Annotated in this window: 11 protein-coding genes; 8 read left to right on the forward strand and 3 right to left on the reverse strand. The window is 71.4% G+C overall.

All coding sequences use genetic code 11. The features are described 5' to 3' along the window. Positions 1-15: 15 nt before the first annotated feature. A complete protein-coding gene (locus tag JHE00_RS25840) occupies positions 16-1,644 on the forward strand; it encodes an ABC-F family ATP-binding cassette domain-containing protein (protein WP_200322734.1) in 1,629 nt (542 codons plus the stop codon). Here the strand turns inward: JHE00_RS25840 and JHE00_RS25845 are convergent. After that, on the reverse strand, positions 1,641-2,246 hold the full coding sequence (locus JHE00_RS25845) for a DinB family protein (RefSeq protein WP_200322736.1): 606 nt from the start codon (positions 2,244-2,246) through the stop codon (positions 1,641-1,643). The two genes, JHE00_RS25840 and JHE00_RS25845, sit on opposite strands and share 4 nt — an antisense overlap. Positions 2,247-2,412: 166 nt before the next feature. Here JHE00_RS25845 and JHE00_RS25850 point away from each other — a divergent pair, with 166 nt between their 5' ends. After that, positions 2,413-3,861, forward strand: a complete 1,449-nt coding sequence (locus tag JHE00_RS25850) for an Nramp family divalent metal transporter (protein ID WP_200322738.1) — start codon at positions 2,413-2,415, stop codon at positions 3,859-3,861. A gap of 102 nt (positions 3,862-3,963) precedes the next feature. On the opposite strand, the gene JHE00_RS25855 is transcribed toward JHE00_RS25850, so the two are convergent. Next, a complete protein-coding gene (locus JHE00_RS25855) occupies positions 3,964-4,995 on the reverse strand; it encodes a sigma-70 family RNA polymerase sigma factor (RefSeq protein WP_200322740.1) in 1,032 nt (343 codons plus the stop codon). An 86-nt stretch (positions 4,996-5,081) separates the two neighbouring features. On the opposite strand from JHE00_RS25855, the gene JHE00_RS25860 reads away from it, so the two are divergent. From JHE00_RS25860 to JHE00_RS25880, 5 genes are all read left to right on the forward strand, one after another. Continuing rightward, positions 5,082-5,912: an alpha/beta fold hydrolase gene (locus JHE00_RS25860; protein ID WP_200322741.1), complete on the forward strand. Its 831-nt coding sequence runs from the start codon at positions 5,082-5,084 to the stop codon at positions 5,910-5,912. A 118-nt stretch (positions 5,913-6,030) separates the two neighbouring features. Beyond that, positions 6,031-6,558: a flavodoxin family protein gene (locus JHE00_RS25865; RefSeq protein WP_200322743.1), complete on the forward strand. Its 528-nt coding sequence runs from the start codon at positions 6,031-6,033 to the stop codon at positions 6,556-6,558. Positions 6,559-6,585: 27 nt separating this feature from the next. Continuing rightward, a complete protein-coding gene (locus JHE00_RS25870) occupies positions 6,586-7,500 on the forward strand; it encodes a universal stress protein (protein WP_307832106.1) in 915 nt (304 codons plus the stop codon). Positions 7,501-7,533: 33 nt separating this feature from the next. Beyond that, positions 7,534-8,178, forward strand: coding sequence for a TetR/AcrR family transcriptional regulator (locus JHE00_RS25875; RefSeq protein ID WP_200322745.1), 645 nt, complete (start codon positions 7,534-7,536; stop codon positions 8,176-8,178). 2 nt (positions 8,179-8,180) lie between these two features. Then, on the forward strand, positions 8,181-8,837 hold the full coding sequence (locus JHE00_RS25880) for an enoyl-CoA hydratase/isomerase family protein (protein WP_200322747.1): 657 nt from the start codon (positions 8,181-8,183) through the stop codon (positions 8,835-8,837). 459 nt (positions 8,838-9,296) lie between these two features. On the opposite strand, the gene ppk2 is transcribed toward JHE00_RS25880, so the two are convergent. Continuing rightward, positions 9,297-10,124 (reverse strand): polyphosphate kinase 2, encoded by an 828-nt coding sequence (gene ppk2 / locus JHE00_RS25885; RefSeq protein ID WP_200322749.1) that lies wholly within the window; start codon positions 10,122-10,124, stop codon positions 9,297-9,299. A gap of 217 nt (positions 10,125-10,341) precedes the next feature. Here ppk2 and JHE00_RS36150 point away from each other — a divergent pair. Beyond that, positions 10,342-10,486 (forward strand): PHP domain-containing protein (locus JHE00_RS36150; RefSeq protein ID WP_200322751.1); only part of this gene is annotated, 145 nt, incomplete at its 3' end.

Genomic DNA, 10,486 nt, shown 5'->3' on the forward strand with positions numbered 1-10,486 from the left:
GCGTGAGGACTGTCCGTGTCCAAGACCTTCATCGGGTGTGCCAACCTGTCGTTCTCCTGGCCCGACGGCACTGCCGTTTTCGAGAACCTGAGCTTCACCGTCGGTGCCGGGCGCACCGGCCTCGTCGCCCCCAACGGTGCGGGCAAGACCACACTGCTGCGCCTGATCGCGGGCGTCCACGAGCCCGCGAGCGGTTCGGTGACGGTCGACGGCGTACTCGGCTACCTGCCCCAGAACCTCCCGCTGGACGGCGATCGCACCGTCGCCGAGGTGCTGGAGATCGCGCCCGTCGTGCGCGCGCTCGCCGCCATCGAGGCGGGGGACGCGAGCGAGGAGCACTTCACCGCGGTGGGCTCCGACTGGGACATCGAGGAGCGGGCCCGCGGTGAACTGGACCGGCTGGGGCTCGGCGACGTCGCCCTCGACCGGCGCCTCGCCACGCTCAGTGGCGGGCAGATCGTCTCGCTCGGGCTGGCGGCGCAGCTGGTGAAGCAGCCCGACGTCCTGGTGCTCGACGAGCCCACCAACAACCTCGACCGGCAGTCGCGGGAACGGCTCTACGGCCTGCTCGGCGACTGGAAGGGCTGCCTGCTGCTGGTCAGTCACGACCGCGAGCTGCTGGACCGGATGGACCGGATCGCCGAGCTGGAACCGGACACCTGGCGGCTGTTCGGTGGCGGCTTCACCGAGTACGAGGCCGCGAAGGAGGCCGCCAGGGACGTGGCGGAGAAGAACCTCCGCAACGCCGAGCAGGAGCTCAAACGCGAGAAGCGCGAGCTGCAGCAGGCCAGGGAGCGGGCGGCGCGCCGCGCGAGTGCGGGCGCGCGCTCCAACACCGACATCCCGAGGATCGTGCAGGGCGGGCTCAAACGGCGTGCGCAGGAGTCGGCGGGCAAGGCCAACGAACTGCACTCCCAGCGCGTCGAGGGCGCCAAGGCCAAAGTGGACGAAGCCGATCGCGCGCTGCGCGAGGACGAGACCATCGCGTTGTCGCTGCCGGACACCACGGTGCCCGCGGGGCGCACCGTGTTCCACGGCGAGCACCTGCGGGTGCACCACGACGGGCACGGGCTGTTCGCGGGCGACGGCGTCGACCTCGTCATCCGGGGGCCGGAGCGGATCGCGCTCACCGGAGCCAACGGCTCGGGCAAGTCCACCCTGCTGCGGCTCGTCGCGGGCCTGCGCGAACCGGACGCCGGGCTGTTGACCCGGGCAGACGGCCGCGTCGCCTACCTGTCGCAGCGGCTGGACCTGCTCGACCTCGAGCGCAGCACCGCCGAGAACCTGCGCGCGTTCGCGCCTGCCAGGTCCACCACGGACCGGATGCACCTGCTGGCGCGCTTCCTGTTCCGCGCCGAGCGGGCGGAGCTGCCGGTGGGCTGGCTCTCGGGTGGGGAACGGCTGCGCGCCACGTTGCTGTGCGTGCTGTCGGCCGAGCCCGCGCCGCACCTGCTGCTGCTCGACGAGCCGACCAACAACCTGGACCTGCGCAGCGCCGAGCAGTTGACGAGCGCGGTGAACTCCTACCGGGGCGCCTTCGTGGTCGTCAGCCACGACCACCGGTTCCTCGCCGACATCGGGGTGCGGCGCTGGCTGCGGCTGGCCGGGGGAGAGCTGACCGAGACGGGACCGCCGACGGACTAGGGAGCGTCACCGCCCGCCGCTTCGCGGGCCGCTCGCTCGACGCGGTCGCGGTGCTCGCGCCACTGGTCGCCGGGGGCGATGCTGCCGTCGCCGGGGTGCCTGCCGACGGCGCCGTCGAGGAGCTCGCGGACGATGTCGGCGTGCCCCGCGTGGCGGTGGGTCTCGGCGGTCATGTGGACGAGGATGTGGTGCAGGGTCGTGTTCGCGCGGTCGCTTGGCCAGTGCGGCACGAGGCCGGCGGAGTCCAGTGCGAGCTCGCGGATCGTGGTGTCCGCGTGCTCGCACACCTGCTGGTACCGGCCGACGATCTCGGCGCGCGACTCGTCGGCTCTGGCCCACATGTCGACGTTGGGGTCGGCGTCGGCGTTGTCAAGGTCGCGCAGCCAGGGCAGCGTGTCCAGCAACGGGCGCCCGAAGGTGTCGCCGAAGTAGCCCGCCTCGCACCCGGTGAGGTGCTTGACCAGCCCGAGCAGGTTGGTGCCTGTCGGCGTGAGCGGGCGGCGCGCGGCGTACTCCGAGAGCCCGTCGAGCTTCCACAGCATCGCCTCGCGGCCTGCCTGCAGGTAACGGTGGAGGGTGTCCTTGGGATCGGGTGCGGTCATGCGCCCACACTGTCACGGCGCGCGGGCCCTCGCGGTCCACAGTGGAACGGGTGTCCCGGAACGCGGCGAAGATCCGGTATTGACACTATCGGGTGATCTGCGCCACTCTTGCTGGGCGCTGCGCGACTGGTAGAGATTCACCACCCGCGTGAGATGAGGCAGCCGTATGACGCAGACCGGTGGCCCGAAGCGAGAACAGCCCACGCTCCCGAGCAAGCACCTGCCCCCGGTCGGCTTCCGTGACCTGCCGGAACCGGTGCGGCTACGCAAGATCACCGGTGCCAGCGTGATCATCCTGGCCACCGCCATCGGCTCGGGCGAGATGATCCTCTGGCCCTACATCACCACCCAGGTCGGCTTCACGTTCATGTGGGCCGCGCTGATCGGCTTCGGCATCCAGTTCTTCCTGAACATGGAGATCGAGCGCTACACGCTGGCCACGGGGGAGTCGGCGATCACCGGCTTCGCGCGGTTCTGGAAACCGTGGTGGTGGCTGTTCATCCTGTTCGCGCTGTTCCAGAACTTCTGGCCAGGCTGGGCGACGGGCGCCTCGACCGCGGTGTCGTTCATCTTCGACCTCGGGGACGGCGCGCCGATCGTGCCGATGACGATCGCGGCGCTCGTGGCCATCGGCATCACGCTCACGCTCTCGCCCGTTGTGTACCAGTGGGTCGAGAGGATCCAGGGCGTGCTGGTGGGGCTGATCCTGCTGTTCGTCGTCATCGCCGTTCCCGCCGCCACGACGAGCGAGGCCTGGGGTGCGCTGGTCACCGAGGGCATCGGCGACATCGGCTTCCCGATCGGGGAGAGCGGCCTGAGCATCGCGCTGCTGCTGGGCGCATTGGCCTTCGCCGGCGCGGGCGGCGCCAACAACCTGGTGCAGAGCAACTACATCCGCGACAAGGGCATGGGCATGGGCAAGCACATGCCGCGCATCGTGTCGCCGGTGACGGGGCACGAGGAGGCCCGCCCCTCGCTCGGCTACGTGTTCCCGACCGACGAGGAGAACATGCGCCGGTGGCGGGGCTGGTGGAAGGTCGCCAACTGGGAACAGTTCATCACGTTCTTCCTCATCGGCGTCCTCACGCTGGTGGTCCTGACCGTGCTGGCCTACTCCACGCTGCCCGCGGGCACGGTGCGCGAGGAGGATCTCGCGTTCCTGTTCATGGAGGGCGAGGTGCTCAAGGAGGTCGTGGCGCCGTGGTTCGGCACCGCCTTCTGGTGGGCCGCGGTCTTCGCCCTGTTCTCCACCAACCTCGGGATCATCGACTACACGTGCAGGCTCATCGCCGACCAGCTCAAGATCAACGCGCTGAAGGACAGCACGTACTGGAGCGAGAGCAAGCTCTACGCGGCGTTCGTGTGGCTGATGATCGTGCTCGGCTCGGTGATCCTGATGTCGGGCGTGAACCAGCCGTTCCTGCTCGTGGTGATCTCGTCGTCGATCGCGGGCGTGCAGATGTTCATCTACTCGGGACTGCTGATGATGCTCAACCGCAGGGCGCTGCCGGAGGGCGTGCGGATCACGTGGCCGCGCATGGCGGTGCTGGGCGTGTCGTTCGTGTTCTTCGGGTTCCTGTCGGTGCTGCTCGTCCTCGATGCGCTGGGGCTGTGACCGGTGCTGAAGCGACTGTGGCTGCGCGTGCTCGTGGCGATGACGATCTGGATGGCGCTGCTCGGCGTGATGTGGGTGGCGGGCATTCTCGGCTGAGCCCGCTCAGGGCAGCGACGGGGGCAGGCCGAACGCGGCGAGGTGCTCGGCGCCGATGAAGGTGGTGAGCTCGGCGATCCGGTCGCCGCGCAGGGTCAGCGCCGTGATCGACCAGCCCGCGTGCACGCCCTGGGCCTCGTTCCACAGGTAGGCCCCGACGGCGGGCTGGCCGTTGGCGGTGGTGGGCAGGTGCCGCCAGCTGCCGCAGCTGCCCAGCGGCACCGCCACCGCGAAGTCGGTGACGGCGTCGAGGCCCTGGTACCAGTGCGGCAGCGGTGGCATGGACCAGGTGACGTCCTCGGTGAGCAGTGCGAGCAACGCGTCGGCGTCGGCGCGCTCGAGCGCGGAGGTGTAGCCGGCGACGATGTCGCGCACGCGCGCGTCGTCCAGCGCGCGCAGTGTCTGCTGCTGCGTGGCGTCGGGGATGCGCTCGGCGACGATGCGGCGCGCCCGTTGCAGCGCGCTGTTCACCGACGCGGTCGTGGTGTCCATCGCCTCGGCGATCTCGGCCGCCGAGAACCCGAGCACCTCGAACAGCAGCAACGCGGCGCGCTGGTTTCCCGGCAGGTGCTGGCAGGCCGCGACGAAGGCGATCTCGACGGCCTCGCGCTGTTCGTAGCGCGCGTGCGGGGCCAGCGGCCCGTCGCCGAGCGCGGTGTCCGGGTACGGGCCCAGCCACGGCACGTCGTCGCGGGCGGTGTCTCCCACCACGGCGCGCTCGCTGGCCGGACCGAGGTCGACGGGCAGCGCGCGCCTGCCCCTGCTGGTCACCGTGTCGAGGCAGGTGCGGGTGGCGACCGTGTAGAGCCACGACCGCAGCGAGCTGCGGCCCTCGAACTTCGCGAGCCCCCGCCACGCCCGCAGCAGTGCGTCCTGCAACGCGTCCTCGGCGTCGTGGACCGAGCCCAGCATGCGATAGCAGTGCGCGTGCAGCTCCGTCCGCATTGGGCTCACGAGGCGCGTGAACGCGGCGTCGTCGCCGGCGCGGGCGCGGGCGAGATCGGCGTCTCGCGAGGCCGTCGCGGAAATCTCGGTCATGGCGATGATTCTGCCCCACCCGGGCAGTCACCTTCCCGGAATCGACAGTTCCCACCGCATCCGGCAGCACTGCCAGGAGGAATCCCATGAACCAGCCCACCGCATCCGTCACCGCCGGTGTCCTGCGCGTCCGGGACGCGCGCCTGTACTACGAGGTCCGTGGGCAGGGGCCCGTGGTCCTGCTCGTCGGCGCCCCGATGGACGCCCGGTCGTTCGAGCCGCTGGCCGAGCTGCTCGCCACCGACCACACCGTGCTCACCACCGACCCGCGCGGCATCAACCGCAGCGAGGTCGACGACCGCGACCAGGACTCGACGGCGGAGCTGCGCGCGAGCGACCTCTCCGCGCTGCTGGCCCACCTCGACGCGGGGCCGGCGGCGGTGCTGGGCTCCAGCGGCGGCGCGGTGAGCGTGCTGGCGCTGGCCCAGGCGCATCCGGACCAGGTGCACACCGTGATCGCGCACGAGCCGCCGCTGGACGAGCTGCTCGATGACCGAGACGAGCTGCGCGAGCGCACCGAGGACATCATCGCCACACACCTGTCGGGCGACGTGCTGGGTGCGGCGCGCAAGTTCCTCGCCGTGGCCAACATTGAGCTGCCCGACGAGGTCGTCGAGCAGATCTGGGGTGGGCAGCACAGTGAGCAGGACATCGCCGACGCCGACTACCAGCACGCCCGCATGATGCGGCCCACCACCCGGTGGATCCCCGACGTCGAGCGGCTGCGCTCGGTGTCCTCGCGCATCGTCGTGGGGATCGGCGAGGCGTCGGGAGGCCAGCTGTGCGAACGGACCTCGCTCGCGCTCGCGGCCTCGCTCGGCATCGAGGCCACCCGGTTCCCCGGCGACCACGTCGGCTTCGCGGAGGACCCCGTCGCGTTCGCCGGGCGGTTGCGCGCGGTGCTCGGCGAGCGCTGAGCGAGGGCCCGCGCCGGAGGCAGGGGCGAAGGCCCCGCGGGCAGGGGACCTTCGCTTCTGCCGGTACCGGCGGTCGCGGGGCATCGTTGGTGGTGGCTGCGAGGTTCGGAGGCACGCGATGAAGGCGCTCGTGGTGTTCGAGTCCATGTTCGGCAACACCGAGGCGGTCGCGAGGGAGGTGGCAACCGGTCTCGCTCCGTACTGCACGGTGGAGGTCCGCAACGTCGACGACGCGGATCCCGTGGTCGCCGACGACGTGGGGCTCGTGGTCGCGGGCGGTCCGACGCACGCGTTCGGGCTCAGCAGGCCCCGCACCCGGAAGGCCGCGGCCGATCAGGCCGTCGGACCGCTGGTGTCGCGGCGCACCGGGCTGCGCGAATGGCTCACCGGGCTGGCTCCCGCGCCGCACGCCCTGTCCGCGACCTTCGGCACGCGCACGGCCACCCCACGGTGGTTGCCGGGCTCGGCGGCCAGGGGTGCGGCCAAGCGGCTGCGCGCGCGGGGCTACCGGATGCTCGCCGAGCCGGAGAACTTCACCGTGCACGGCACGCCCGGGCCATTGACCGCGGGCGAGCTGGAGCGCGCACGTCGCTGGGGTGAGCGACTCGGGGTGGTGTGGGCCGCGCAGGTGGGTACCCGGAGGTGACCTGGAGACGAGCGCGGAGGGGGAGACGTGGCCATCGGCGGTAGTGGCGGTATCGACGACGTGTCGCGCGGTCCGATCGTGGTCGGCACCGACGGCTCCGAGTCGGCGACGGCAGCGGTGCGCTGGGCGGCTCGGGTGGCCGAGCGGCGCGACCGCACGCTGCGGATCGTGCACGGCTTCGCCTACGTCCACGCGTTCTACGGCGGCGATCTGCCGGCGAGCGACGAGTTCGCCGAGGTGCTCACCGCCGAGGCGCGGCGCATCCTCGCCGACGCCAGGGACGTGGTGAAGTCCGTCGCGCCGGAAGTGGTGGTGGAGTCCCAGGCCATCGACAACGAACCGATCCCGACACTGGTCGGGGAGTCGCGCACGGCGGACATGGTGGTGCTCGGGTCGTCGGGCAAGGGCGGCTTCACCGGCATGCTCGCGGGCTCCACGGCCGTGGCGCTCGCGAGCCACGCCGAGAGCCCGGTCGTGGTGGTGCGCGGCCGTGCCGACGCGACCGGGCCCGTGGTGGTGGGCGTCGACGGCAGCCGGATCAGCGAGCGCGCGGTCCCGGCCGCGTTCCGGGAGGCGTCGTTGCGCGGCGTGCCGCTGGTCGCGGTCAACACGTGGCTGGACGTGGACTACGCGGGTGTCTTCTCCCGCGCCGTGCTGGACGACGAGCGCGACGCGCGGGAGCAGGAGCAGCTCCTGCTGCTCGCCGAGCGGCTCGCGGGCTGGCAGGAGCGCTACCCCGACGTGGCCGTGGAGCGCGTGGTCGCCGTGGACCGGCCACGGGACCAGTTGCTCGACCGCGCGCGTTCGGCCTCGCTGGTCGTGGTGGGCAGCCGGGGCCGGGGAGGGTTTCGCGGTCTGCTGCTGGGATCGACCAGCCAGGCGCTGATCCACTACGCGGAGTGCCCGGTGATGGTGGTGCGTCCTCGGCTCGGCGACGAGTGAGTTCTGGAGCACGCGTTCTGTTACTGTGGGCCGATGCCCCGCCCGCGCGTGCACGACCTCGACCGCCTGCTCGACACGGCGGAGCGGCTCGTCGCGCAGTCCGGTGCGGGCACCCTGACGGTGCGCGGGCTCGCGACGGCCGCCGGCGTGCCGAACGGCACGATCTATCACGCCTTCGGCTCCGTCGGTGCGCTGCTCGGCCAGGTCTGGCTGCGGGCGGCCCGCGACGTCCTCGACCTGCAGACCGAACTGGCCGACGCGGCCGCGCGGGAGGGCACTCCGGCGGACGCCGTGGTCGCCGCCGCCGACGCGCCCGCCGTGTTCGCGTGCCGGCGGCCCTCGGCCGCGCGGATGCTGCTCACGGTCAAGCGCGACGCGCTGCTGGGCCCGCAGCTGCCCACCGAGCTCGCCGACGACCTGCTGGCGCTGGACACGCGCGTGGTGGCGCTGCTCGTGCGGCTCGCTGAGCAGCTGTGGGGCCGCCGCGACGCCGCCGCTGTCGAGGTGCTCACCACGTGTGTCGTGGACCTGCCGACGGCGCTGCTGCGCAGGCCGCTCACCGCCGACCCGCCGCAGGCCGATCCCGACGTCCGCGCGCGCCTGGCCGTGGCCGTGCGCGCGGTGCTCTCGCTCGCTCCACCCTCCGCCCGGACCCGACCCTCGACCCCCAAGGACTGACCGTGCCCGTACTGCACCGCGAGGATCCCGTTTTCGTGCTCGACCTCGGCGACGACGAGAACCGCTTCTCCCCGGACTGGCTCCAGACCGTCCATTCGGCACTCGACACCGTCGCCGGTGGCACCGATCCGGCCGCGTTGGTCACCGTCGGGCACGGCAAGTTCTACTCGAACGGGCTCGACCTGGAGTGGCTGTCGCGCCACGGCGACCAGGCCCAGGGCTACGTCGGTGACGTGCACGAGCTGCTGGCGCGCGTGCTCACCTTCCCGGTGCCGACGGTCGCCGCCGTCAACGGGCACGCGTTCGGCGCGGGCGCCATGCTCGCCATGGCCCACGACTTCCGCGTGATGCGCACCGACCGCGGCTATTTCTGCTTCCCCGAGGCCGACATCAACATCCCGTTCACGCCGGGCATGGCGGCGCTCATCCAGAGCAAGCTGACGCCGTCGGCCGCCATCGCGACCATGACCACCGGGCGCCGGTTCGGCGGCCCGCAGGCGCGGGAGGTCGGTCTGGTCGACGACGTCGCCGACGAGTCGGCGTTGCTCGAGCAGGCCAGGAGTGTCGTGGTGTCGCTGGCTGGCAAGGATCGCGGCACGCTCGGCGCGATCAAGGCCACCATGTTCGCGGGTGCGGTGAGTGCCCTGCGCTCGACGTGACCGTCAGCGGCCGAGTGCCGCTGGAGCTGCTTGTTCGTCATGGTGGAGCGCCCCGTGATGTTGCGCTGTCTCGCCTCGGTGTAGAGCTGCTCGCGCGTCGGGCCGCCGGGCCCTCCCGGTGGCCCGGCCGCATTCCGCCGCGGCGTTGCGGCGAGGAGTCCTGTGTGGACGTCCTGCTCGCGCGCCGCGACTCGCCCGCCCGCGCCCGGTTCTTGGTGACCGCGAGGGCGGTGATCTCCTCGGCCCGCTCCTCACTCGCGCCGCGCTGCTCCTGCGAGGACGTGATGTGCTCGTACTGGCGCTCGCGCTTGTCGTTGCAGGCTTGCCGTTGCACGGATCCGCACCTTCCTGAGCTGCGATGTCTCCGTCCCAGGTTTCCCGGGGCCGCTGCCAGGCGCACAGCGGCTCCGGGCGCACCCAAAAGATGTATAACGACCTATACGGCTCGGCCCTGGCGCGTCACGTCAGCAGCGTCGCGGCGTGATCGGGAACGTAGTTCTGCAGCTCCCGGTCGGACCGTTCGTACCCGCCGTCGGCCGGGCGATCCGGCAACGTGAGCACCGGCCGGTGCACGTCCTGGTAGTCGATGGTCGACAGCAGATGCGCGATCATGTTGATGCGCCCGCTCCGCTTCTCCTCGCTCTCCACCACGTACCAGGGCGCCTCGGCGGTGTCGGTGTGCACGAACATCTCGTCCTTGGCACGCGAGTAGTCGTCCCAGCGCGACATCGACTCCAGGTCGATGGGGGAGAGCTTCCAGCGCCGCAGTGGGTCGTCCAGCCGGGACCGGAACCGCCGCTCCTGCTCGTCCGCGCTCACCGAGAACCAGTACTTGCGCAGGATGATCCCGTCGTCCACGAGCAGCCGCTCGAAGATCGGGCACTGCTGCAGGAACCGGCGGTGCTGCTCCGGCGTGCAGAAACCCATCACCCGCTCGACCCCGGCGCGGTTGTACCAGCTGCGGTCCATCAGCACGATCTCGCCCGCCGCGGGCAGGTGCTCGATGTAGCGCTGGAAGTACCACTGCGTCTGCTCGCGCTCGGTCGGCGCGGGCAGTGCCACGATCCGGGCCACGCGGGGGTTGAGCCGTTCGGTGAACCGCCGGATCGTGCCACCCTTGCCCGCCGCGTCGCGGCCCTCGAAGACGATCACCACCCGCTTGCCCTCACTGCGCACCCACTCCTGGAGCTTGTTCAGCTCCTGCTGCAGGCGGGTGAGCTCGCGCTGGTACACCTTGCCCGGCAGTTTCACCGGTGTCGCCCGCCGGTCCTCGGCCTCGCTCGCCATCCCGTTCGTCACCCCTCGTCTCGCGTTCGCTGTTGCCAGCATCCTGCCGGGTGGCGCGCCCGGCAATCCAGAGCCCTACGGCCTCCCGTCGAGGTGGCTGAGCTGCGCTGACAACGCGTGGTTGTCGGCGGTCCGGTGTGTCGGTTGTTGGACGCCGCGCCCGCCCCCGGGATCGAATGCCGCCGTCACCCGTCCCGCGCTTCCCGAGGAGCACGCCGTGTCCGCTTTCGTCCATCTGCATGTGCACACCGAGTATTCGATGCTCGATGGTGCGGCGAAGATCGCTCCGTTGTTCGCGGAGGCGTCGCGGTTGGGGATGCCGGCGGTGGGGATGACCGACCACGGCAACATGTACGGGGCGG

Source organism: Prauserella cavernicola (assembly GCF_016595675.1).
In the GTDB taxonomy this organism is placed as follows: Bacteria; Actinomycetota; Actinomycetes; order Mycobacteriales; family Pseudonocardiaceae; genus Prauserella_A; species Prauserella_A cavernicola.